Origin of the sequence: Pseudoxanthomonas suwonensis 11-1 (assembly GCF_000185965.1) — a bacterium.
Classification (GTDB): domain Bacteria; phylum Pseudomonadota; class Gammaproteobacteria; order Xanthomonadales; family Xanthomonadaceae; genus Pseudoxanthomonas; species Pseudoxanthomonas suwonensis_A.
The window spans coordinates 3,032,621-3,054,637 of sequence record NC_014924.1 but is presented as its reverse complement, the minus strand read 5'-3'; the positions used below and the strand labels follow the sequence as shown (position 1 = coordinate 3,054,637).

Sequence of the window (22,017 nt, the reverse complement as noted above, 5' to 3'; positions counted from 1 at the left end):
AGCCCTCGACAGGTGCAACGCCTGTCGCGGATCTCTCCCTTCCCCTGGAGCAGATCTACTGGAACGGGGGCTCCTCCCCAAGCCGCCGTTCCCCGGCCCCGCCAACCTCCCCCTGGTTGGCGGGGCTTCTTATTTCCGGGTCCCGTTCCTGCAGCTGCGCGCGCGGCCGTGCCGCGCACGGCGCAGCTGGCGTCCCATGCCTCTTTCCGGAACGGTCCGGAACTCCCGCGGCGGCCGTTTCCCGGCCGCTTTCCCCTGGTGGATCTACCGGCGCGGGTCAGGCCGGTTCGCGCGCCAGCCAGTCGCGTGGCACGAGGTAGTCGTGCAGGCGCGCCTCGGCGCTGCCGTCCTCCGGCTGGAAGCCGTATTCCCAGCGCACGCGCGGGGGCAGGCTCATCAGGATCGACTCGGTCCGGCCACCGCTCTGCAGGCCGAACAGCGTGCCGCGGTCGTAGACCAGGTTGAACTCGACGTAGCGGCCGCGGCGGTAGAGCTGGAACTCGCGCTCGCGCTCGCCATAGGGGGTGTCCTTGCGACGCTCCACGATCGGCAGGTAGGCATCGAGGAAGCCGTCGCCGACCGCGCGCAGGTAGGTGAAGTCGCGCTCGAAGTCCTCGTGCAGGTCATCGAAGAACAGGCCACCCACGCCGCGGGTCTCGTTGCGGTGCTTGAGGAAGAAGTAGTCGTCGCACCAGCGCTTGTGGCGCTCGTAGCGGTCCGCGCCGAACGGGGCGCAGAGGTCGGCGGCGGTGCGGTGCCAGTGCACCACGTCCTCGTCGAACGGATAGAACGGCGTCAGGTCGAAGCCGCCGCCGAACCACCAGGCCACGGTCTCGCCGTCGCGCCGGGCCTGGAAGTGGCGCACGTTGGCGTGGGTGGTGGGCAGGTAGGGATTGCGCGGGTGGAACACCAGCGAGACGCCGGTGGCGCGCCAGGAGGCGCCCGCCAGCTCGGGGCGGGCGGCGCTGGCCGATGGCGGCAGGCGGCTGCCGGAGACGTCGGAGAAGCCGATGCCGGCCTGCTCGAACACCGCGCCGTCGCGCAGTATCCGGGTACGCCCGCCGCCGGCATGGGAGCCGCCAGCGGCCTCGGCCGGGCGGGTCCAGGTGTCCTCGACGAACCGGGCCTGGCCGTCCGCGGCCTCGATCGCCGCGCAGATACGGTCCTGCAGGCCGGTCAGATAGTCCCTGACGAGTTCGAAATTCGGATCCATGGGCGCATTCTAGCGGGCCATGCGGCACCGCCCTTGATCGGGATCAAGCGTCCCCGGCGCCCGGGGTGAACTCGGCCCGCACCTGCGGGGTGCACAGCTTCCAGGCCAGCCAGCCGTGCAGGCAGGCGAAAGCCACCGCGGTGACCGTGGCCATGGCCATCGAGACGATGCGGTTGGCCCGCATCTGGACCATGAAATCGCGGCCTTCGGGGGTATCGAGGAACTGGGCGGGGAAGGCGCCGGTCATGCCGTCGATGACCTGCCCGGCCAGGGGCAGGCCGGCGAAGTTCAGCGCGGCGGTGACCAGCAGGAAGGCGATGAAGCCCCAGCGCGCCCATTCCTGGCGCTTGAGCAGGCCCCAGGAAGAGGCCAGGAACAGCAGCGCCAGCAGCAGGCCCAGCAGCGACAGCAGGCGGCGATGCCCCAGCATCCAGCCCAGCATCGGTGGCATCGCCGGTTCGGCCACCAGGCGGGCGACGGTGGCGTCGCTGATGGCCACGGCCACCGCCGCCTGGCCCAAGGCCCCGGCCAGGGTGAGGCAGGCCAGCAGCAGCGAGATCCGGCCCAGCGTGGTGATGAAGCTGCTGCGCGGCAGCGGCGGTGGTGCCTGCATCGTCGATCCCCGGTCGATGGCGTCATTGTGCCCCAGCCGGGGCGTCGCTCAGGCCAGCTCGCCGGCGGCCATCGCCCGGCGCAGGGCCGGCAGCACGTGGCCGGCGCTGAGCGGGGCGACCTTCACCGGGAACGGCGCCTGCGGCACCACCCAGGCAAGCTCCTCGATCTCGGCCCGGACCTGCGGATGGCCGTCGACCTCGACCGCATAGGCCTCGGTGCGCACCCGGCGCCCGGGCTCGTTGACCGCGTCGGCCTCGAACTCGCCCAGGCGGTGCGCGCTGTCCACGCGCAGGACCACGCCCAGCTCCTCCTCCAGCTCGCGGGCCAGGGTCTGCAGCGCCGACTCGCCCGGCTCGGTCTTGCCGCCGGGCTGGATGAAGGTGGTCGAGCCGCGCTTGCGCACCAGCAGCACGCGCCCGGCCGGGTCGCGGATGACCGCGGCCACGGTCCGGATCAGCCCGGCGCTGCTCATCGCGCCGGCTCCTTGAGGGTGCGCTCGAACAGCTTGTGGATGCGCCGGTACTGGTCGAACCAGGAGTCCGAACGCACGTAGCCGTGGCGTTCGAGCGGATAGGAGGCCAGCTCCCAGTTGTCCTTGCGCAGCTCGATCAGCTTCTGCGCCAGCACCACCGAGTCACGGTAGAAGACGTTGTCGTCGATCATGCCGTGGGCGATCAGCAAGTGGTCCTGCAGGCCTTCGGCGTATTCGATCGGCGAGGACTTGCGGTACGCCTCCGGGTCCAGCTCCGGGGTGTTGAGGATGTTCGAGGTGTACTCGTGGTTGTACTGGGTCCAGTCGACCACCGGGCGCAGCGCGGCACCGGCCTTGAACGTGCCCGGGCTGCGGAACAGGGCCATGAAGGTCATGAAGCCGCCATAGCTGCCGCCGTAGATGCCGGCGTGGTCACGGTCGCCCTGGTGGTTGGCCACCACCCAGTCCAGGCCATCCAGGTAGTCCTCCAGCTCCGGGTGGCCCATCCGGCGGTAGATCGCGGTGCGCCAGTCGCGGCCGTAGCCCTCGCTGCCGCGGTAGTCCAGGTCCAGGACCACGTAGCCCTGCTCGACCAGCAGGTGGTGGAACATCTGCTCGCGGAAGTAGTTGGGCCAGCGCGCGTGCACGTTCTGCAGGTAGCCGGCGCCGTGCACGAACATCACCACCGGGTACCTGCGGCCCGGCTCGTAGTCCTTCGGCCCGTAGAACTTGCCCCAGACGCTGCCGGCGCCGTGCTTCGACGGCACCTGCACCATCCGTGGCGCGGTCCAGGCGCGGGCCTTGAACGCGGGGCTGCGGGTGTCGGTCAGGACCCTGGCCTCGCCGCCGTCCAGCGGCGCGACCGCCAGCTGCGGCGGCAGCCAGCTGCCCGAGTAGCGCACCAGCAGCTGGCGGCCGTCGGGCGAGAGCACGAAGTCCTCCACGCCATCGAGCGCGGTGACCTCGCGGACCTGGTCGCTGCCCAGGTCCAGGGCGCAGACCTCGTAGTCGCCCGGCCAGGCGCGGTTGCACAGGAACAGCAGGCCGCGGCCGTCGGCGGTCGGGACCGGCGCCGAGGCCTCCCAGCGGCCGGAGGTGCGCTGGCGCGGCCTGCCGTTGCCGGACTGGGTGTAGAGGTGGGCGTAGCCGCTCTCCTCGGACACGAACCACAGGGTCTGGTTGTCGGGCAGCCAGCCGAACTCGTTGAAGTTCCAGTTGATCCAGGCCGGATCGGTGAGGCGGTGGCGCGGCTGCAGGCGGGCCTGGTCGAGGTCGACCGAGGCGATCCAGCGGTCCTTGTTGTCGATCGCGCGCAGCATCACCGCCACGTTGCGGCCGTCGTCGCTCCAGCGGATCGCCGCGCCGGCGCCTTCGCCGCCGACCTGCAGCGGGCGGTTGCCCTTGAGCGGCTCCTTCCCGGCGGCCTTGCGCATCGCCGCCAGCGGGTCGCTGGCGATGCCGGGCAGGGCGTCGAACGTGAGTTCGCGGGCGCGGCCCTCGACCGCGTCGACCAGCCACAGCGCATGCGGGACGGGGTCGTTGCGGCCGACGCGGGTGCGCACGTCCTCGAATTCCTCGTAGCCGGACTCGGTGACGTAGGTCGGCATCTTGCCTTCGCGGCCGCCGTCGGCACCCTTCTTCCTGGTCACCACCAGCAGGTGGCGCGCGTCCGGCGAGAGGCTGGTGTCGACGATCTCGACGTCGTCGCCGAGGAACACCGGGGCGGCGGCGCGGGTCGGGTCGGCCTTGCGCCAGGCGTCCTCCTGCGCGCGCTGGGCCTCGCGGCGCTCGCGGTCGCGGCGCAGGGTCTCGAGCGTGCGCAGCTGCTGCTCGCGCAGGGCGTCGGCGGCCGGCGGCGCGGCCGGATCGCGCTCGGCCCGCGGGCTGGCGACCTGGGCGGTGGTGCCGTCGGCGCGCCAATGGAACCAGTCGTTGCCCGCGCGCCAGAGCACGCCGCCGTCGGCGGCGAAACGGACCTGCGACTCGGCCTGGGCGGTGCGGGTGAGCTGGACCAGGCGGCCGCTGGCCAGGTCGCGTACGAACACGTCACCGTTGCGGACGAAGGCCATGCGCCGGCGCTGCGGGTCGTAGGCCGGATCCGGCGCATCCAGGGCGGCGCGCTCGGCATCAGGGACCCGCTGCAGGGCGCCGCCGGCCACCGGCTGGCGCCAGGTGTCGCGCACCGGGGAGCCTTCGCGCTTGAGCAGCAGCTGGGCCTCGCGGCCATCCCAGCTCCACCAGGCCTTTTCCACCGGCGGGCCGATCCAGTCCGGCTCGGCCATCGCCTGCTCGAGGGTGAAATCGCCGCCGGACGGGGCCTGGGCGGAGCTCGCCAGGGGCAGGGCCGCCAGCAGCAGCGGCAGCAGGCGCAGTGCGGCCCGCGGGGAAGGCTGGGTCATGGACAAAACCGGCATATGGACTGGCGCCGCAGGGTAGCAGTCCCCTCCGGGGCGCCCCACGGCTGGAGGTCATGGGTGGGCGCGCTTGCCGCAGCGGCGGCTGGGGGCGATCCTGTGCGCCTTGTGCGGCGGCGGGGACTGCCGCAGGAACTCCCGAGCCTGATGTCAGCCGTAATCCAGCCAGCCCTTCCCGCGGTCGAAGACCTGCCTCTCGTCGCCGGGGATCCGGCGCGCGTCGTCGTGTTCGACGGCAGCACCCGGGTAACCCTCGGGCAGTTCCTCGCCCAGGCCCGCGCGCTGGCGGAGCGGCTGCCGGAAGCGCGCTGTGTGGCCCACCTGTCCGAGGACCGCTACCGCTTCCTGCTGGGCTTCTGCGCCGCCGCGCTGCGCGGGCAGGTCGCCCTGCTGCCACCGTCCGGCGCGCCGCAGACCCTGGCCGACGTGATCCAGGCCCACGCCGATGGTGGCGCCTACCGCCTGGGCGGCGAATGCGGGATGGACGTGCCCGGACCGGAAACCGCGGCCGAGCTGGCCCCGGCGAACGGGCCCACCCCGCTGGTGCGTCGTGGCGACCTGGCCGCGATCGGCTACACCTCCGGCAGCACCGGCCGTCCGCAGGCCCATTCCAAGACCTGGGGCGCGTTCGCCACCGGTACCGGGCAGAACCTGGCCGCGCTGGCCGACCTGTGGGGCGACCAGCAGCCGCAGGTCGTGGCCACCGTGCCCTCGCAGCACATGTATGGCATGGAGATGAGCGTGCTGCTGCCGCTGCTGGGCGGTGCCGCGGTGCACGCGGGCCGGCCGCTGCTGCCGGCCGACGTGGCCGGGGCGCTGGAGCAGGCCACCGGGCCGCGCATCCTGGTGACCACGCCGGTGCACCTGCGCGCGCTGCTGCGCTCGGGCGTGTCCCTGCCGGCACTGGCCGGGATCGTCTCCGCCACCGCGCCGCTGCCGCAGGAACTGGCTGCCGAGGCCGAGGACCGCTACGGCGGCGAGGTGCGCGAGGTGTTCGGCTCGACCGAGACCTGCGTGTTCGCCCGTCGCCGCACCGCGCGCGATCCGCTGTGGACGCCGCTGCCGGGCGTGCGGGTCAGCCCGCAGCCCGACGGCACCCTGGTCCACGCCCCGCACCTGCCGGTGCCGGTGGCGCTGGCCGATATCTTCGAGGTCGAGCCCGATGGCCGTTTCCGCCTGTGCGGACGCCAGGCCGACCTGCTCGAGATCGCCGGCAAGCGCGCCTCGCTGGGCGACCTTACCCGCCGCCTGCTGGCCGTGCCCGGCGTCGAGGACGGCGTGGTGGTGCAGCTGGAGCCCGGGCGCGAGGGCGGGGTGGGGCGCATCGCCGCGCTGGCGGTCGCGCCTGGCCTGGCCCCGGCCGACATCGTCGCCGCCCTGCGCGCGAACGTCGATCCGGTGTTCCTGCCGCGCCGCGTGCGCCTGCTGCCGCAGCTGCCGCGCAATGCCACCGGCAAGCTGTGCCGCGACGCCCTGCTGGAGGCGCTGGCGGGGCCGGGCACCTGCACCGTCGGGTCCGGGTCAGGGAACGCCGCCTAGAATCGGCCGGCATTCCCGCACGTCCGCGCGTACCCGCCACCGTGACCCAGACCCAGGCCAATCCGTCCCGCCCGCGCCTCCGGCGCCTGCTCCTGCCCCTGCTGGCCGGTGCACTGCTGGCGGCATGCGGCGGCGGGAACACCCGTCCCACCGCGCCGCAGCCGGTGGCCCCGGTCGTGCCCGACCCGGTCGTGGCGCCGCCGAAGATCGGCCTGGCGCTGGGCGGTGGCGCGGCCAAGGGCTTTGCCCACATCGGCGTGATCAAGATGCTGGAGGCCAACGGGCTCAAGCCCGACGTGGTCGCCGGCACCAGCGCCGGCAGCGTGGTCGGCTCGCTCTACGCCAGCGGCATGGATCCGTTCCAGCTGCAGGAGAAGGCGGTCGCGCTGGACGAGGGCAGGATCCGCGACGTGCGCCTGTTCTCCGGCGGCCTGGTCCAGGGCGTGGCCCTGCAGGACTACGTCAACGCCCAGGTCGGCAAGCGCCCGATCGAGCGCCTGCGCATGCCGTTCGCGGCGGTCGCCACCCGCCTGGAGACCGGCGAACGCACCGTGTTCGTGCGCGGCAACACCGGCCAGGCGGTGCGCGCCTCCAGCAGCGTGCCGGGCGTGTTCGAGCCGGTGACCATCGGCCAGTACCAGTACGTGGACGGCGGCGTGGTCAGCCCGGTGCCGGTGGACGCGGCGCGCCAGCTCGGCGCGGACTTCGTCATCGCCGTGGACATCTCCAGCAAGGCCAGCGGCAAGCGCCCGGACGGCATGCTGGGCATCGTCAACCAGTCGATCTCGATCATGGGCCAGCGCCTGGGCGAGCAGGAGCTGGCGCGCGCGGACATCGTGATCCGCCCGGACGTGACCGACTACGGCTCGGCCGACTTCACCCGTCGCAACCAGGCCATCCTCGAGGGCGAGAAGGCCGCGCTGGCGGCCCTGCCGCAGATTCGCGCCGAGCTGGCCAGGCTCAAGGCGCAGCGGCTGCAGGCCGCGCGCGCCGAGGCCGCTGCGCGGGCGGCGGCGCAGGCGCCGAAGCTGCCGCCGTGCAAGCCGCGCTCGCGCTGGAACCCGATCGGGCGCGAACAGGAAAACTGCACGCCCGTCGCCGACTGAAGGAGGGCGCCGGCGCGCCCACTCAGGGCCGCGGCGCGGCGGCGCTGCTGTCGTCGGCGTAGACCGCGTCGCGGAAGTCCTTGTGCAGCGGCACCTTGCCGAACGGCAGCCACTGGGTGAACAGCACCGCCGCCAGCTGGTTGGCCGGGTCCACCCAGAACAGGGTGTTGGCCGCGCCATCCCAGAAGAATTCGCCGATCTCGCCGGAGGCCTCCTCCGCATCCGCCGGCGGCGCGATGCGCACGGCGAAGTCGATGCCGAAGCCGACCTGGCCCTTGCTCGGCAGCCATGAACGCTCGCCGGGGCCGATGTTGCCCGGCAGCGCGTCGGTGGCCATCAGCCGCACCGTCGACGGCTGCAGCAGGCGCACGCCGTCCAGCTCGCCGCCACCCAGCAGCATGCGCGCGAAACGCATGTAGTCGTCGAGGCTGGACACCAGGCCCCAGCTGCCCGGCGTGAGCGCGCGCTGGCGGCCGATGAGCGCATAGGCCTGCTCGTCGGGGACGCGGGTCAGCACGCCATCGTCGCTGCGCCGGTACATCGCGGCGATGCGCGGGCGGTCCTGCGGGCGCAGGGTGTAGCGGGTGTCCTTCATCTTCAGCGGGCCGAACACGTGGCGCTGCAGGTAGCGCTCGAACGGCATGCCCGACAGCACCTCGACCAGCCGCGCCTGCACGTCCACCGCGGGGGAGTAGAACCACTGCTCGCCCGGCTGGTACAGCAGCGGCACGCTGGCCATGCGCCGCACCGCTTCCTCGAGGGTGTTGTCGAGGTTGTCCGGATCGGCGGCGCGGTAGTAGCCGCCGACCGGCTCCGGCGCGTCGCCGCCGGCCATGCCCGCGGTGTGCCGCAGCAGGTCGCGGATGGTGATGGGACGCTGGGGGTCCAGCAGCAGCGGCTGGCCCTGGGCATCGGTGCCGCCATGGACCTTCACCGCCGCGAACTCCGGCAGGTATCGGGCGACCGGATCGTCCAGGCCGAAGCGGCCCTGCTCATGCAGCTGCATCAGGGCCACGCCGGTGACCGGCTTGGTCATCGAGAAGACCTGGACCAGGGTGTCGCGCGCCATCGGCCGCCCGGCCTCGCGGTCGGCCAGGCCGAAGGCACCGTGGTAGGCCTCGCGGCCGTCCTGCCAGACCAGGGCGGACACGCCGACGATGCGGCCGGACTCGACCAGCCCGGAAAGCGCGGCGTCGATCCGCGCCTTGTCGACGCGGGCCACCCCGGCGCGGCCATCGAACGGGGCCGGCGCGGCGCTGGCGGCGAAGGCCGCGCAGGCCAGGAGCAGGGCGGACAGGCAGGGACGCAGGCGGATGCGGTGCACGGGGCTCTCCGGTGGCTGGCATTGGCGGCCGCCATCAGGCCACGCGTGCCGCGGGCCCGCAATGCCCTGGCTGGACTTTCAGACCTGCGGCACGCCGTGGGCGCCGTCGATCTCCACCAGCAGCTCGCGCCGGCAGACCTGGGCGTGCAGCAGCAGCCGCGGCACCTGCCGGCCCAGGTGGCTATCCAGCGCCGCGGCGACCTCGGCCGCGTCCTCCGGATGGCGCACGTAGGCCTTCAGCGGGGTGGCGGCGTCCGGCGCGACCGGCAGCGAGGGCCGGATGCGCCGCGCCGAACCGATCAGCACGCCGATGTTGGCCAGGGTTTCCTCGACCTGGGCGCGGATCGAGCCGGCGTGCTGCGAGGCATGGCCGACGATCGCCGCGGTGCCGGACAGCAGCAGCGGCATGTCGCTGCCGGTGGGCGGCAGCATCGCGCGGGCGAAGCTCGGCGGCTGCGGGCCGTACTGGCGCGGGTAGCGGTAGGCGCTGATCTGGCGAGGATTTTCCAGGGGGGTGCCGGGACCGGTGGCGGCCAGCCAGTACACCTGCAGCACGCGCTGGCCGTCGCAGCGGCCGATCGCGGTGGCCGCCGGCAGCCGGGCGGCATCGAGCTGGCCAAGGCCGGAGACGCGGCCGACGCAGAAGCGGCGGTAGCGCTCCTCGTCGTCCTCGCCGAGGGTGATGGCATCCATGTAGTTCCACACCCGCAGCAGGTGGCAGGCCGGCAGCCCGGCGAGGAACGCGCCGATCCGGGTGTAGGCATGGCGCGCGGCGGCCTCGATGTCGCCGCCGTCGGGCTCGGCCACTTCCATGGCGCCGAACAGCAGGCGGCCGTCGCTGGCCCAGGCCACGTCGCCGTCGCGGCCGTGTTCGACCGGGCCGGCGGTGCGCCAGACTTCGACCACGGCCTCGTCCTGCAGCGGGCGCAGCGGCACCCGCAGGAAGCGTGGGTCGGCGTGCCCGGGGGCGTCCGCGCCGAAACCGAACACGGCCAGCACCCGCGGGTCGTCCAGCTGCGCCTGCAGGGTAGGCGCGGGCGCATACCCGACGTGCAGGCGGGCGTCGGAACCGGGCAGCGGCAGCGGGCGGCTCACGGGTTGCCTCCCTGCAGGGTGTCGCCGCTGAAGCGCTGGCCCACCTGGCGGCGCCGGCGCAGCCAGCCGGCCAGCGCCTTCGGCGCCATGCTGATCGCGGTCAGGTTGTAGACCACGCGGAACGCGCGCAGGCGCCAGCGCACGGCGGTGTTGTCGAACACGTCGCCGGCCAGCATCGAGATGACGGCCTGCTCCAGCTGCCAGTGGTTGCGCGGGTTCGCGAACAGGTGCTCCATGACCGGGGTGGTGAAGCGGTAGATGAACCAGGAGAAGTAGCGCAGCCCGCGGCGCAGGCGGCGGTCCATGGCGCGCTGCTCGGCGGCCTCGCGCGATGGTTCGGACAGGATCGCGTCGACCGTGGCCGCGGCCTGCTCGCCGCTGTTCATGCCCAGGTACACGCCCGAGGAGAACACGGGATCGATGAAGGCGAAGGCATCGCCGGCCATCACCCAGCCCGGACCGTGCATGCGCTCGCAGGTGTAGGAGTAGTTGCCGGTGGCGTGCACCGGGGCCACGCGCTCGGCATTGGCCATGCGCGCCCACACCGACGGGGTGTCGCGCAGGGTCTGCATCAGGAACGACTCGTTGTCGCCGGTGCGGGTCTTCAGGTATTCGGGGAAGCACACCGCGCCGACGCTCATGATGTCGCCGGTCAGCGGGATCAGCCACATCCAGCCGTGGGCGAAGCGCTCGACGGTGATGTTGCCGGCGGCTTCGCCCTCGCGCCGGGTGACGCCGCGGAAGTGGCTGAAGATCGCCGCCGACTGGTGCCTGGGGTTCTTCTTCTTCAGCTTGAGCTTGTTGCCGAGGAAGGTGTCGCGGCCGCTGGCGTCGACCAGGTAGCGTGGGCGGAAGGCCAGCGCGGTGCCGTCGGCCTGGCGCGCGCGCACCAGGGCGGGGCGGCCGTCGGCGCCGAACTCGACCTGCTCGACCTTGACCTGCTGGCGCGCGTCCACGCCGCTGGCGATGGCGTTGTCGAACAGGATGGTGTCGAACTCGGCGCGCTTGACCTGGTAGGCATGGCCGAAGCGCGGGTTGAGCGCGCGGTCGAAGCGGAACACGTTGACGCTGTCGGCGTTGCCGCGCATCGGGAAGTCGGCGCCGGGCTTGTACACGCCGATCTGGCGCACCTGCTCCAGCACGCCCAGGCGCTCGAGGATCGGCAGGTTCATCGGCAGCAGCGACTCGCCGATGTGGAAGCGCGGGTGCACGTCCTTCTCCAGCAGCACGACCTTGCGGCCGCGGCGGGCCAGGAAGGTCGCGGCGGTGGTCCCGGCGGGGCCGCCGCCGATCACCAGCACATCCGTGTCGACCACGTTCGTTGCCTCCGTGGGCGCCCCAGGCGCGGTGGGAGGGAGCGTCGGGTCGTTCGGGATCATGCAGTGGCAGCCGGGTCTACTGGACGGGGTGGCATGATAGCGCGACGGTCATCACGCCCGCCCCGTGGCGACCGGACTTGCACCCGGGCGGACGATGCCGGATCGTTGCCGGCCCTGTATGACCCTGGAAGTCCCGATGTCGCAGACCGAAGCCGAGCGTGAACTGGCCGAACTCCTGGTGGAGAGCCTGAACCTGGAGGGCGTCGACCCCCACGGGATCGACCCGGAGGCGCCGCTGTTCAACGATGGCCTGGGCCTGGACTCGATCGACGCGCTGGAGCTGTCGCTGGCCGTGGCCAAGCGCTACGGCGTGCAGCTGCGCTCGGACGGCGAGGACAACCACCGCATCTTCGCCTCGCTGCGCGCGCTGGCGGCCCATGTCCAGTCGCAGCGCGCCGGCTGAAGCCCCGCGCGGTCCCGGTGCCACCGGCGCCGGCCCGGCCCTGCTGCTGCCCGTCCAGCTGCTGCTGTGCGTGGCCTATCCGTTCCTGGCCCATGCCGCCACGGTGAAGGGCGCGCCCTGGGCCAGCCTGGCCCTGGCCGACCTGGTCCTGCTGCTGCTGGCCGCCCCGCTACTGCGCCTCCGGTTCTGGGCCCTGGCCCTGCTGGCGGTGCTGCTGGCCGGGCTGGCCTGGATCGACGGCGGCCCCTGGCCGCAACTGCTGCTGCTGGCCCCGCCCGTGCTGTTCACCGGCTGGCTGGCGTGGTGGTTCGCGCGCAGCCTGTGGGGCGGGCGCACCCCGCTGATCGCCCGCATCGTCCGCGCCCTGCACGAGCGTGCCGGGCAGGCGTACACCGACGACCTGGCCGCGTACGCGCGGCGGCTCACCGCCGGCTGGGCCGGGGTCCTGGCCCTGCTGACCGTGGCCAACGCCCTGCTGGCGCTGTGGGCGGTGCCGGGCGGGGTGCTGCACGCGCTGGGGCGCACGCCGCCGGTGGTGGTGACCCCGGAGGCATGGTCCTGGTTCGCCAACCTGCTCAACTACGGCGTGGTCGGCGGCTTCATGCTCGGCGAGTTCGCCTGGCGCAAGCGCCGCTTCCCGCGCCAGCCCTACCGCAACGGGCTGGACTTCATCCGCCAGATGGCGGCGCTGGGTCCGCGGTTCTGGCGCGAGCTGCTGGGCTGAGCCGCGCCCGCGGCGGGCTATCCTTGCGCGATGCGTTTCACTATCCCCGCTGACGATCCCTGCCTGGACGGGCACTTCCCCGGCCGCCCGCTGGTGCCGGGCGTGGTCCTGCTCGAGCGCGTGCTGGAGGCGGTCGAGGCCGCCCATGGCGCGCGCGGCCCGCTGCAGCTGCCGCAGGTGAAGTTCCTGCACCCGCTGCTGCCGGGCGAGGAAGCCGAGGTGGTGCTGGAGGGAGAGGCCCCGGCGTGGCGCTTCCAGGTGCGCCGCGGCGACACCGTGCTGGCCAGTGGCCAGCTGCGCGCAGGGGCCGCCGATGGCCGCTGAGGCGAAGGTGCGTCCGTCCTGGAAGCAGCGCCCGGAGGGCGGCAGCCCGGCGATGGTGCGGCTGATCCTGGCGATCGCCCGCGGCGGTGGCCGTGGCGCGGCGCGCCTGTGCCTGTACCCGATCGTGGCCTACTTCCTGTGCGTGCGCGCCGCCGAGCGCCGCGCCTCGCGCGCCTGGCTGTCGCGGGTGCAGGGGCGGCCGGCCTCGCTGTGGGCGGTGGCCCGGCATATCCACACCTTCTCCGCGACGATCCTGGACCGGGTGTTCCTGCTCGGCGGACGCATGGGGGTGTTCGACATCGACGTGCAGGGCCTGGAACACCTGGAAGCGCTGCTGGACCAGGGCCGCGGCGCGCTGCTGTTCGGCTCGCACCTGGGCAGTTTCGACGCCCTGCGCGTGCTGTCGCGGCGGCGCCCGGGGCTGCAGGTGCGGATCGTGCTCGACCGCGGCCAGAACCCCACGTTGACCCAGATCTTCGACTCGCTGGACCCGGCCCTGGCCGCCGGGGTGATCGACGGCGCCCAGCCTGGCCCGGTGATCGCGCTGGAGATCCAGCACGCGCTGCAGGCCGGCGCCCTGGTCGCGCTGCTGGTGGACCGGGTGCATGGCCACGAGGAGACCGTGGCCGTGCCGTTCCTGGGCCATCCGGCGCAGCTGCCGCTGACGCCCTGGCGCCTGGCCATCGCCCTGCACGCGCCGGTGCTGCTGTGCTTCGGCCTGTACCGCGGCGGCAACCGCTACGACCTGCGTTTCGAGCCCTTCCTCGATCCGCTGGCCGATCCGCCACCGGCCCGCGCCGGCCGCGCCGAATGGCTGCGCGAACGCGTGGCCGCCTACGCCGCGCGGCTGGAACACCATGCCCGCGACGCGGCCTACAACTGGTTCAACTTCTACGACTTCTGGAACGACCATGACCCATCCGACCCGACCGGCGTCGCGGCGCCTGCTCCCCGCGCTGCTGCTGGCGTGCGCGACGGCGCTGCCGGCGGCGCTGGCCGCTGAGACCGGCCCGGACGCAGCGGTGATCCTGCGCGCGGTGGCCCGCCCCGCGCCCAGCCAGACCCCGTTCGTCGAGGTGCGGCAGTCGCCGATGCTGAAGAAGCCGCTGCGCATCGAGGGCGAGTACCGGCGCGAAGCCAACGGCGACCTGGTGCGCGAGGTACGCGTGCCCTATGTAGAGACCACCACCCTGTCCGCGGGCGAGGCGGTGATCGAGCGCGCCGGGCGCGCCCCGCGCAAGGTCTCGCTGCACCAGGTGCCGGAGCTGGAGGCGATCCAGAACGGCTTCGGCGCACTGCTGGCCGGCGACACCGCGCGCCTGGAGAAGACCTATTCGGTGCAGTCGCAGGGCACGCTGCAGGCCTGGACCCTGCGCCTGCAGCCGCGCGACGCCAGGCTGGCGCGTTCGCTGCAGCGCATCGACCTGCACGGCCAGGGCGCCGACCTGCTGTGCGTGGAGAGCCATCCGGTGCGTGGCGAACCGCAGCGCACGCTGATGGCGGCCTCCGCGGCCGCTGCCGCCGGCATCGAGGACATGCAGGCGCTGGCCACGCTCTGCCACGGCAAGGCGGAGTAGGCGCGGATGCTGCGTTTCGAACCGCGGGACCGGGCGCGCCTGGTCCTGCTGCTGGGCTGGATCGTGCTGCTGGCCCTGGGCGGCCTGCTGCTGTCGCGCGGCCTGAAGATGGAGGAGGACCTGCGCCGCTTCCTGCCCACCCCGCGCACCCCGGCCCAGGTACTGCTGGTGGACGAGCTGGGCGAGGGCCCGGGCTCGCGCCTGCTGCTGCTGGCCGTGTCCGGCGCGGACGGGGAAACCGCGGCCGCGCATTCGCGCGCGCTGGCGGCCGGACTGGCCGCGCGCCCGGAGATCGCCCTGGTCGCCAATGGCGAGGACGCCGGCCTGGACGCAGTGCCCGAGGACCTGCGGCCCTACCGCTACCTGCTGTCGCCCTCGCCGCAGGCGCAGTCGCTGGATGCCGGCACGTTGCACGCCGAACTCGGGCAGCGCCTGCAGGACCTGGGCTCGCCCGCGGCCGACCTGGTCGAGCCGCTGGTGCCTTCCGACCCGACCCTGGAAACCCTGCGCCTGGCCGAGGCCTGGCAGCCGGCGCAGGCGCCGCAGCGCCGCCACGGCGTGTGGTTCGACCGCGCCGGTGAGCAGGCCCTGCTGCTGGTGCAGACCGCCGCCGCCGGCTTCGACAGCGCCGGGCAGCAGGCAGCGGTGGCCGCGATCCAGGCCGCGTTCGATGCCACCCGTCCGGAGGGCGCCGCGACCCGCCTGGAGATGTCCGGCCCCGGCGCCTTCGCCGTCTCCATCCGCGAGCGCACCGAGCGCGAGGTGTCGTGGATCGGCACGGTCGACACCATCGGCCTGCTGTTGCTGCTGGGCCTGGCCTACCGGCGGTTGAGCATCCCGCTGCTGGGCGCGCTGCCGCTGGCCAGCGGCGGGCTCGCCGGCCTTGGCGCGGTGGCGTTGCTGTTCGATGGCGTGCACGGCATCACCCTGGCCTTCGGCTTCACCCTCATTGGCGTGGCCCAGGACTATCCGATCCACTTCTTCAGCCACCTGCGCCCCGGGCAGTCGCCGGTCGCCAGCGTGCGCGCGCTGTGGCCGACCCTGGTCACCGGCGTGCTGGCCACCTGCATTGCCTACGCCACCTTCCTGTTCTCCGGCGTGCAGGGCCTGGAGCAGCTGGCGGTGTTCACCATCGCCGGCCTCGCCGTGGCCGCCGCGACCACCCGCTGGCTGCTGCCTCGCCTGGTGACGCCGATGCGCCGCGATCCGGCCGGTTCGGCCCGGCTGGACGGCATCTGGCGCCGGCTGGAAGGCCTGCCGCGCCCGCGCCGCACCCTGGCCGGGCTCGCGCTCGTCGCCCTGGCGGTGGTGCTGTTCGCGCCGGGCGCGTTCTGGCAGAACGACCTGTCGCGGCTGACCCCGGTGCCGGCGGCCGACCTGCAGCGCGATGCGCAGCTGCGCGCCGAGCTGGGCGCGCCGGACGTGCGCTACATGCTCGCCGTCCAGGACACCGACGTGGAGGCGGCGCTGTTCCGTTCCGAACGCCTGTTGCCGGTGCTGGAGAAGCTGAAAGCCGAAGGCGTGCTGGCCGGTTACGACCTGGCCGCGCGCTACCTGCCGAGCGCCGCCTTGCAGCGCGCGCGCCAGGCGAAGCTGCCCGACGCGGACACCCTGCGCGCCTCGCTGGAACAGGCGCTGGAGGATTCGCCGTTCCTGCCCGACGCCTTCGAGCCCTTCCTCGAGGACGTGGCCGCCGCCCGCGAGGCGCCGCCGCTGACCGTGGACGACCTGGCCGGCACGCCGCTGGAACTGGCGGTCGGTGGCCTGCTGGTGCGCGGCGAAGGCCACGCCACCGCGCTGGTCTCGCTGACCGGGCTGGAGGATCCGCAGGCGCTGGCCTCGGCGGTGGAGAACACCGGCGCGCAGCTGCTGGACCTCAAGCAGGCCTCCGAGTCGCTGGTCGCGCAGTGGCGCCTGCGCCTGCTTGGCGCGCTGGCGGTGGCGGCCCTGCTGCTGGCCGGCGTGGTCGTGGTCGCCCTGCGCGACCGCCGCCGCGTGCTGCGGGTGCTGGCGCCGATGGCGCTGACCACCCTGCTGATCCTGGCCGTGCTGCGCGCCTTCGGCGTGGAGCTGAACCTGTTCCACCTGGTCTCGCTGATCCTGGCCGCCGGCCTGGGCCTGGACTACGCGCTGTTCTTCGACCACGCCGGCGACGACCGCGCCGACCAGCTGCGCACCCTGCACGCGGTGATCGTGTGCAGCCTGACCACCACCCTGGTGTTCGGCCTGCTGGCGCTGTCCTCGATCCCGGTACTGCGCGCGATCGGCAGCACCGTGGCCCTGGGCGTGGTGTTCAACTTCGTGCTGGCGGTGCTGGTCGCGCGCAGCCCGGAGGAGGCGCGATGAACCGGCCGCTGCCCGGCCGCGAAGGTATCCTCGCCCTGGTCCCGCACCAGGGCCGGATGTGCCTGTGGGACGAGGTCGTGTCCTGGGACGAACGCGGCATCCGCGTGCGCGCCTGGAACCACCAAGACCCGATGCATCCGCTGCGCGCGCGTGGACGCCTGCCGGCGCTGGCGCTGTGCGAGTACGGCGCCCAGGCCATGGCCGTGCATGGCGGCCTGCTGGCTGGCGGCGAGGGCGGGCGTGCCGCGCCCGGCGTGCTGGTGGCGCTGCGCGGGATCGAGCTGGCGGTGACCCGCATCGACGACCTGCCAGGGGCGCTGGAATGCGAGGCCGAGCTGCTCGCCGCCAGCGAGGCCAGCCAGCAGTATGCGTTCCGCATCCTGCATGCCGATGCGGTGATCGCCAGCGGCCGCGCCGCGGCCATGCTCGGCAGCGCGCTCGCCGGTCCCTGACGCCGGCGCCGCGCGCGCTGGCAGAATGGCGCGATGAATCCAACGACTCCCAAGCGCCGCGCCCTGGTCACCGGCGGCAGCGGCGACATCGGCGGCGCGACCTGCCATGCCCTGGCCGATGCCGGCATGGAGGTCATCGTCCACGCCAACACCAACATCGACCGCGCCGAAGCGGTGGCCGCGGCGATCCGCGAACGCGGCGGCAGTGCGCGGGCCGTGGCCTTCGACGTGGCCGACGGCGCCGCCACCGCCGCGGCGATCGAGGCCCTGCTGGCCGAAGGCCGGATCGACGTGCTGGTCAACAACGCCGGCATCCACGACGACGCGCCCATGGCCGGCATGAGCGATGCGCAGTGGCAGCGGGTGATCGACGTCTCCCTGCACGGCTTCTTCCACGTCACCAGGCCGCTGCTGCTGCCGATGGCGCGCGGGCGCTGGGGGCGGATCGTCAGCGTGTCCTCGGTGGCGGCGGTGCTGGGCAACCGCGGCCAGACCAACTACGCCGCGGCCAAGGCCGCGCTGCATGGCGCGTCGAAGTCGCTGGCGCGGGAGATGGCCAGCCGCGGGATCACGGTGAATGTCGTGGCACCGGGCGTGATCCAGGGCTCGATGGCCGAGGGCAGCTTCAGTCCCGAGGCGATCAGGCAGATGGTGCCGGCCGCGCGCGCGGGGCGTCCGGAGGAAGTCGCGGCGCTGGTGGCCTTCCTGTGCTCGGAGGCCGCCGGTTACGTCAACGGCCAGGTGATCGGGGTCAACGGCGGCATGGGGTGAAAACCCAGCCTCAGTGGCGGTGTCCTTCCGGTGGCGCGGCCGCCGCGGCCTCCACCTTGGCGGCGCTGCCACGGCGTGCGAGCAGGGCCAGCAGCGGTCCGGTCATCAGGGTGGTGCACAGCGCCACCAGCAACAGCAGGGTGAACAGCTCCGGGCCGATCAGCCCGGCGTCCAGGCCCACCTTCATCACGATCAGCTCGATCATGCCGCGGGCGTTCATCAGCGAACCCACGGCCAGGCTGTCGCGGGTGGAGTAGCCCGACAGGCGCGCGCCGAGCCCGCCGCCAAGCAGCTTGCCCAGTACCGCTACCGCCAGGATCAGCAGCAGGGCGCCGGCGCCGGTGGCGGTGAACGCATCGGCGCTGGTGCCCATGCCAGCCACGGCGAAGAACAGCGGCATCAGCAGGACCAGGGCCAGGTGCTCGATGCGCTCGACCAGGGCATGCATCAGGCGGTCGTCGCGCGGCAGGCAGGCGCCGAACAGGAAGGCGCCGAACACCGGGTGCAGGTGCAGCCACTCGGTGGCCGCGGCGCAGGCGAACAGGCCCACCAGCAGCGCGGCCAGCACCGTGCCCGAGGGCCGGCCGTCGGAGGCGTGGCGACGCAGCAGCCCGGCGAACAGCGGCTTGAGCACGCCGAACACCAGCACCAGCAGCAGGCCCAGCCCGGCCAGCGTGCGCAGCAGGCCGGCCGCGCCCTCGCCTGTGGTCAGCGCCACCAGCAGGGCCAGGGCGATCCATGCGCCCACGTCCAGCAGCGCGGCGGCCGAAAGCGAAAGGCGCCCGACCGCGGTGTGCTGCATGCCGCGGTCCTTGAGGATCCGCGCCAGCACCGGGAACGCGGTCACCGACAGGGCCACGCCCAGGTACAGCGCGAACGGCCAGAAGGCCACGCCTTCCGGCGCCAGCATCCCGTGCAGCAGTGGCGCCACCGCCAGCGCCAGCGCGAATGGCAGCAGCGCCGACAGGCCCGCCACCCGTGCGGCAGCCAGTACCTGCGCCCGCGCGCCTTCCGGCGCGCGCATCTCCACGCCGATGACGAACATGAAGAGCACCAGGCCCAGGGTCGACAGCGCCGACAGGCCCGGCAGCGAGGCGGCGGGGAACAGCGCGGCATGCAGCTCGGGCAGGGCGGCGCCGAACACGACCGGGCCCAGCAGCACGCCGGCAGCCATCTCGCCGATCACCGGCGGCTGGCCCAGGCGGGCCAGCAGCACGCCACAGGTGCGCGCAGCCACCAGCACCACGGCGATCTGGAACAGCAACAGCCCCGTCATTGCACTTCCCCTGGTGCGGAGTGGCCCTTATAGCCCCGGGCGGGGCGACAGGCCAAACACGGTTGGCCCTGAAACAGTCCGCTTCAGGGCGTGGCGTCGATCACCGGCGGGCGTGCCCGCACCCGTCCGTACTCGCGCCAGATGTCGCCGTGGGCGATCACCTGGCGCACCACGTGCGAGGTGATCCGGTACAGGTCGCGCAGCGGGCGGAAGTGGCTGCGCCGCAGCGGGCCCCCGTCCTGGCCGCGGTAGCGGGTCTCCACCGGCACCGCCACGCTGCGCACGCCGAGCTGGCGCGAGGCCGAGATCAGCATCTGCGCCTCGAACACGAAATCCTCGCCGGGCACGTCCTGCATCGCGATCACCCCGGCCGGGTAGTAGCGCTGGCCGCTCTGGGTGTCGGCGATGCGGTAGCCCGCACCCCAGCTCACGCCCCAGTCGCCGAAGGCGTTGGCCATGCGCCGCAGGCGCGGGGCCTGGGCGCGGTGGCGCAGGCGCGCGCCGATGATGATGTGGCCGGGATGGCGCCCGGCCGCGGCCAGCAGGCGCGGCAGGTCGGAGGGATCGTGCTGGCCGTCGCCGTCGATGGTCAGCACCCCGGTCGCGCCCCTGGCCAGGGCCTCGGCGAAGCCGCTGCGCAGGGCCGCGCCCTTGCCACGGCGCAGGCCATGGCGGACCACGGTGACCGGCAGGTCGGCCAGGCAGTCGGCGGTGCCATCGGTGGAGCCGTCGTCGACCACGATCACCCACGGCAGGTGGGCGAGGGTCTGGGTGACGACGTCGCGGATCCGCAGGGCCTCGTTGAGCGCCGGGATCACGACCGCGGTGGTGCGTGGGTCAGCCATGGGCCAGTCCGATGCGCAGCCCGTGGCTGCCGTCCTCAAGGGTCACGCCGGTGGTGCCGGTGGCGATCGCTTCCAGCAGGGCCAGGGCCGTGGCCATGGCATTCCCGTGGCCGATGTCGGCCGGGGGCGCGGTCAGGCTGCCGGAGCCGGAGCCTTCCAGGGCGATGCGCAGGCGGTCATTCGCGCCCGGCTTCACCAGTACCAGGGCCACGCCGAGCAGGCCGTCGCTGTGCAGCACGTCGCGCAGCGGGCCGGTGGCCGGGCCGTCGTAGGCCACCAGCAGCACCGCATCGGCGCCGGCTTCCAGCTGCGCCAGCGCCTCGACCAGGCCCATGGCGAAGGTGCCGGGGCCGGCGCTGATCGCGGTGGCCGGCTCCATCGCCCCGGTGCCGATGGTCCAGTAGCCGGCGGCGGCGTTGTGCACGGAATTGTGGAACCGGGTCGGCGAGACCTCGGTCGGCGCCCGCGCCAGGGTGGCGCAGACGTTGTCGGTGATGGCCAGGTCGCCGTAGGTGGAGGCGAACACCGAGGGCAGGGCGGCCGGTTCGCGGCCGGCGGCCTCGCACGCGGCCTGGGCCGCCTGCAGCGCGACCAGCACCGTGTCCGGCGCGCGGCGGCGCTCGTTGGGCGGCAGCAGGGCCGGCGCCGGGCGCGTGGGTGCGCCCTCGGGCGCCGGTTCGCCGCGGCGCAGGCCGGCGAAGGCCTCCCAGGACGGGACGCCCGGGGCCCACAGGCCGATGCCTTCGATCGCGGCGGTAAGGGTCGTGGTCATGGGCGCGAGAACACCAGCGAGCAGTTGTTGCCGCCGAAGCCGAAGGCGTTGTTCATCGCGTGGGCGATGTCGGCGCGGGCGTTTTCGAAGCGGATCTGGGGGCCGCACGCCGGATCCGGCACGTGGCTGTTGAGGGTGCCCGGCAGCAGGCCGTGTTCCAGCGCCAGCAGCGCGAACGCGGTCTCGACGATGCCGGCGGCACCGAGGGTGTGGCCGGTCCAGCCCTTGGTCGAGCTGGCGTGCAGCCCGGCGGGGAACAGCGCCGCCACCGCACCGGCCTCGACCGTGTCGTTGGCCGGGGTCGAGGTGCCGTGCAGGCTCAGGTAGCCGATGGCATCGGCCGACAGGCCGGCGCGGGCCAGCGCGTCCTCCATCGCCCGCCGTGCGCCCAGGCCCTCCGGGTGCGGCGAGGACATGTGGTACGCGTCGGAGGATTCGCCGTAGCCGGCCAGCCAGGCACGCACCGGAGTGGCGGGCTCGCGCTCGAGCAGGGCGAAGCCGGCACCCTCGCCCAGCGACAGGCCGTCGCGCGCGGCGTCGAACGGGCGGCACGGGTTGGCCGAGACCAGCTGCAGCGCGTTGAAGCCGTACAGCACGCTGCCGCACAGGGTGTCCACGCCGCCAACGATGGCCGCGTCGGCCAGCCCGGCCTGCAGCAGGCGCGCGGCATGCGCGAACACCTTGGCGCTGGAGGAACAGGCGGTGGCCACGGTCAGGGTCGGGCCGGTGGCGCCGGTGGCCAGGCGCACGAAGCCGGAGGCCGAATCGGGGCGGTGCACGTGCAGCCGCGCCAGGTCGGCCGGGAAATGGCCGTCCTCCTGCCGCGCATACGCGTCCTCGGTCTCGCCGATGCTTGAGGTCGAGGTGCCGATCACCACCGCCACGCGCGCCGCGCCATGGCGCGCGACAGCCGCGCGGGCGGCCTCGAGGAAGCCGTCCTGCTGCAGTCCCAGCCAGGCCAGGCGGTGGTTGCGCGACTGCCAGCCGTCGAGCTCCGCCGGCAGTTCGACGCCCTCCACGCCCTCGACCCGGCCAATCCAGCATTCCAGCGGGCGGCCGGGCAGGTCGTTCGGTCGCAGGCCGGTGCGGCGCTGCCCGAGCGCCTGGTACTGCGCATGCAGCCCCGGTCCTAGCGCTGTGGTCGCGGTGAAGGCAGTGATGGCCACGGGCGCGATCGGCGCCGGACGGGATGGATTAGCCAAGGGCAGCATCATGTGGCAACAGGCGCGGGAGTATAGCCATTGAGGCCGTTGCCCTCGCGTGCTGGCGCAGCTGAACCGCGTGAAGGGAGGCGGGCGCGTTTCCGCGCTTCCTAGGCTGCGATATTTCCTACACAATCCACGGGTTCTTACGTTCCCCCGGGGCCGGGC

21 protein-coding genes are annotated in these 22,017 nt (G+C 73.4%); 10 read left to right on the top strand and 11 right to left on the bottom strand.

What is annotated here, in order from left to right; genetic code table 11:
* Positions 1–277: 277 nt before the first annotated feature.
* Genes hemF through PSESU_RS14010 form a run of 4 tightly spaced genes read right to left on the bottom strand, consistent with a single transcriptional unit; the run spans position 278 to position 4,699 of the window.
* The gene (gene hemF, locus PSESU_RS14025; RefSeq protein ID WP_013536456.1) at positions 278–1,213 is read right to left on the bottom strand and encodes an oxygen-dependent coproporphyrinogen oxidase; all 936 of its coding nucleotides are present in this window, start codon (positions 1,211–1,213) and stop codon (positions 278–280) included.
* Positions 1,214–1,256: 43 nt separating this feature from the next.
* Positions 1,257–1,826 carry a hypothetical protein gene (locus PSESU_RS14020; RefSeq protein WP_013536455.1) on the bottom strand — a complete coding sequence of 190 codons (570 nt, stop codon included), beginning with the start codon at positions 1,824–1,826 and terminating at the stop codon, positions 1,257–1,259.
* A gap of 48 nt (positions 1,827–1,874) precedes the next feature.
* Positions 1,875–2,300, bottom strand: coding sequence for an NUDIX hydrolase (locus tag PSESU_RS14015; protein WP_013536454.1), 426 nt, complete (start codon positions 2,298–2,300; stop codon positions 1,875–1,877).
* Positions 2,297–4,699 (bottom strand): S9 family peptidase, encoded by a 2,403-nt coding sequence (locus PSESU_RS14010; protein WP_013536453.1) that lies wholly within the window; start codon positions 4,697–4,699, stop codon positions 2,297–2,299. Before PSESU_RS14010 ends, PSESU_RS14015 begins: the two co-directional genes overlap by 4 nt.
* Positions 4,700–4,861: 162 nt before the next feature.
* Here PSESU_RS14010 and PSESU_RS14005 point away from each other — a divergent pair, with 162 nt between their 5' ends.
* The gene (locus PSESU_RS14005; protein ID WP_013536452.1) at positions 4,862–6,253 is read left to right on the top strand and encodes an AMP-binding protein; all 1,392 of its coding nucleotides are present in this window, start codon (positions 4,862–4,864) and stop codon (positions 6,251–6,253) included.
* Positions 6,254–6,294: 41 nt separating this feature from the next.
* Positions 6,295–7,359 (top strand): patatin-like phospholipase family protein, encoded by a 1,065-nt coding sequence (locus PSESU_RS14000; protein ID WP_013536451.1) that lies wholly within the window; start codon positions 6,295–6,297, stop codon positions 7,357–7,359.
* Between the two features lie 22 nt (positions 7,360–7,381).
* Here the strand turns inward: PSESU_RS14000 and PSESU_RS13995 are convergent, their stop codons facing one another.
* The 3 genes from PSESU_RS13995 to PSESU_RS13985 all read right to left on the bottom strand — a co-directional run bounded on the left by PSESU_RS13995 (position 7,382) and on the right by PSESU_RS13985 (position 11,157).
* A complete protein-coding gene (locus PSESU_RS13995) occupies positions 7,382–8,683 on the bottom strand; it encodes a serine hydrolase domain-containing protein (RefSeq protein ID WP_013536450.1) in 1,302 nt (433 codons plus the stop codon).
* A 78-nt stretch (positions 8,684–8,761) separates the two neighbouring features.
* Positions 8,762–9,778, bottom strand: a complete 1,017-nt coding sequence (locus PSESU_RS13990; protein WP_013536449.1) for a pteridine-dependent deoxygenase like protein — start codon at positions 9,776–9,778, stop codon at positions 8,762–8,764.
* Positions 9,775–11,157 (bottom strand): NAD(P)/FAD-dependent oxidoreductase, encoded by a 1,383-nt coding sequence (locus PSESU_RS13985; RefSeq protein ID WP_013536448.1) that lies wholly within the window; start codon positions 11,155–11,157, stop codon positions 9,775–9,777. The genes PSESU_RS13990 and PSESU_RS13985 overlap by 4 nt, the downstream gene beginning before the upstream one ends.
* A gap of 136 nt (positions 11,158–11,293) precedes the next feature.
* Here PSESU_RS13985 and PSESU_RS13980 point away from each other — a divergent pair, with 136 nt between their 5' ends.
* The 8 genes from PSESU_RS13980 to fabG are packed head-to-tail and all read left to right on the top strand — an operon-like array spanning position 11,294 to position 17,754.
* Positions 11,294–11,560 carry a phosphopantetheine-binding protein gene (locus PSESU_RS13980; protein WP_013536447.1) on the top strand — a complete coding sequence of 89 codons (267 nt, stop codon included), beginning with the start codon at positions 11,294–11,296 and terminating at the stop codon, positions 11,558–11,560.
* 43 nt (positions 11,561–11,603) lie between these two features.
* A complete protein-coding gene (locus tag PSESU_RS13975) occupies positions 11,604–12,284 on the top strand; it encodes a hypothetical protein (RefSeq protein WP_041765055.1) in 681 nt (226 codons plus the stop codon).
* A gap of 30 nt (positions 12,285–12,314) precedes the next feature.
* The gene (locus PSESU_RS13970) at positions 12,315–12,608 is read left to right on the top strand and encodes a polyketide synthase dehydratase domain-containing protein (RefSeq protein WP_013536445.1); all 294 of its coding nucleotides are present in this window, start codon (positions 12,315–12,317) and stop codon (positions 12,606–12,608) included.
* 7 nt (positions 12,609–12,615) lie between these two features.
* A complete protein-coding gene (locus PSESU_RS13965; protein WP_428992120.1) occupies positions 12,616–13,611 on the top strand; it encodes an acyltransferase in 996 nt (331 codons plus the stop codon).
* On the top strand, positions 13,520–14,185 hold the full coding sequence (locus PSESU_RS13960) for a LolA-related protein (protein WP_041764187.1): 666 nt from the start codon (positions 13,520–13,522) through the stop codon (positions 14,183–14,185). Before PSESU_RS13965 ends, PSESU_RS13960 begins: the two co-directional genes overlap by 92 nt.
* A 9-nt stretch (positions 14,186–14,194) precedes the next feature.
* Positions 14,195–16,531: an MMPL family transporter gene (locus PSESU_RS13955; RefSeq protein ID WP_428992119.1), complete on the top strand. Its 2,337-nt coding sequence runs from the start codon at positions 14,195–14,197 to the stop codon at positions 16,529–16,531.
* An 8-nt stretch (positions 16,532–16,539) separates the two neighbouring features.
* The gene (locus PSESU_RS13950; RefSeq protein ID WP_041765052.1) at positions 16,540–16,983 is read left to right on the top strand and encodes a phosphotransferase; all 444 of its coding nucleotides are present in this window, start codon (positions 16,540–16,542) and stop codon (positions 16,981–16,983) included.
* A 33-nt stretch (positions 16,984–17,016) separates the two neighbouring features.
* Positions 17,017–17,754: a 3-oxoacyl-ACP reductase FabG gene (fabG, locus tag PSESU_RS13945; RefSeq protein ID WP_013536440.1), complete on the top strand. Its 738-nt coding sequence runs from the start codon at positions 17,017–17,019 to the stop codon at positions 17,752–17,754.
* A 10-nt stretch (positions 17,755–17,764) separates the two neighbouring features.
* On the opposite strand, the gene PSESU_RS13940 is transcribed toward fabG, so the two are convergent.
* From PSESU_RS13940 to PSESU_RS13925, 4 genes are all read right to left on the bottom strand, one after another.
* Positions 17,765–19,030 carry a cation:proton antiporter gene (locus tag PSESU_RS13940; RefSeq protein ID WP_013536439.1) on the bottom strand — a complete coding sequence of 422 codons (1,266 nt, stop codon included), beginning with the start codon at positions 19,028–19,030 and terminating at the stop codon, positions 17,765–17,767.
* An 83-nt stretch (positions 19,031–19,113) separates the two neighbouring features.
* A complete protein-coding gene (locus tag PSESU_RS13935) occupies positions 19,114–19,875 on the bottom strand; it encodes a glycosyltransferase family 2 protein (RefSeq protein ID WP_013536438.1) in 762 nt (253 codons plus the stop codon).
* The gene (locus tag PSESU_RS13930; RefSeq protein ID WP_013536437.1) at positions 19,868–20,647 is read right to left on the bottom strand and encodes a beta-ketoacyl synthase chain length factor; all 780 of its coding nucleotides are present in this window, start codon (positions 20,645–20,647) and stop codon (positions 19,868–19,870) included. The genes PSESU_RS13935 and PSESU_RS13930 overlap by 8 nt, the downstream gene beginning before the upstream one ends.
* Positions 20,644–21,822 carry a beta-ketoacyl-[acyl-carrier-protein] synthase family protein gene (locus PSESU_RS13925; RefSeq protein WP_041765049.1) on the bottom strand — a complete coding sequence of 393 codons (1,179 nt, stop codon included), beginning with the start codon at positions 21,820–21,822 and terminating at the stop codon, positions 20,644–20,646. Before PSESU_RS13925 ends, PSESU_RS13930 begins: the two co-directional genes overlap by 4 nt.
* Positions 21,823–22,017: the final 195 nt, after the last annotated feature.

What these genes read in the sequence shown, in the direction of transcription:
- PSESU_RS13940 (WP_013536439.1), bottom strand. Translation starts at nt 19,030, where the DNA reads ATGACGGGGCTGTTGCTGTTCCAGATCGCCGTGGTGCTGGTGGCTGCG.
- hemF (WP_013536456.1), bottom strand. Translation starts at nt 1,213, where the DNA reads ATGGATCCGAATTTCGAACTCGTCAGGGACTATCTGACCGGCCTGCAG.
- PSESU_RS13970 (WP_013536445.1), top strand. Translation starts at nt 12,315, where the DNA reads ATGCGTTTCACTATCCCCGCTGACGATCCCTGCCTGGACGGGCACTTC.
- PSESU_RS14020 (WP_013536455.1), bottom strand. Translation starts at nt 1,826, where the DNA reads ATGCAGGCACCACCGCCGCTGCCGCGCAGCAGCTTCATCACCACGCTG.
- PSESU_RS13930 (WP_013536437.1), bottom strand. Translation starts at nt 20,647, where the DNA reads ATGACCACGACCCTTACCGCCGCGATCGAAGGCATCGGCCTGTGGGCC.
- PSESU_RS13985 (WP_013536448.1), bottom strand. Translation starts at nt 11,157, where the DNA reads ATGATCCCGAACGACCCGACGCTCCCTCCCACCGCGCCTGGGGCGCCC.
- fabG (WP_013536440.1), top strand. Translation starts at nt 17,017, where the DNA reads ATGAATCCAACGACTCCCAAGCGCCGCGCCCTGGTCACCGGCGGCAGC.
- PSESU_RS13960 (WP_041764187.1), top strand. Translation starts at nt 13,520, where the DNA reads ATGACCCATCCGACCCGACCGGCGTCGCGGCGCCTGCTCCCCGCGCTG.
- PSESU_RS14015 (WP_013536454.1), bottom strand. Translation starts at nt 2,300, where the DNA reads ATGAGCAGCGCCGGGCTGATCCGGACCGTGGCCGCGGTCATCCGCGAC.
- PSESU_RS13935 (WP_013536438.1), bottom strand. Translation starts at nt 19,875, where the DNA reads ATGGCTGACCCACGCACCACCGCGGTCGTGATCCCGGCGCTCAACGAG.
- PSESU_RS14005 (WP_013536452.1), top strand. Translation starts at nt 4,862, where the DNA reads ATGTCAGCCGTAATCCAGCCAGCCCTTCCCGCGGTCGAAGACCTGCCT.
- PSESU_RS14010 (WP_013536453.1), bottom strand. Translation starts at nt 4,699, where the DNA reads ATGACCCAGCCTTCCCCGCGGGCCGCACTGCGCCTGCTGCCGCTGCTG.
- PSESU_RS13980 (WP_013536447.1), top strand. Translation starts at nt 11,294, where the DNA reads ATGTCGCAGACCGAAGCCGAGCGTGAACTGGCCGAACTCCTGGTGGAG.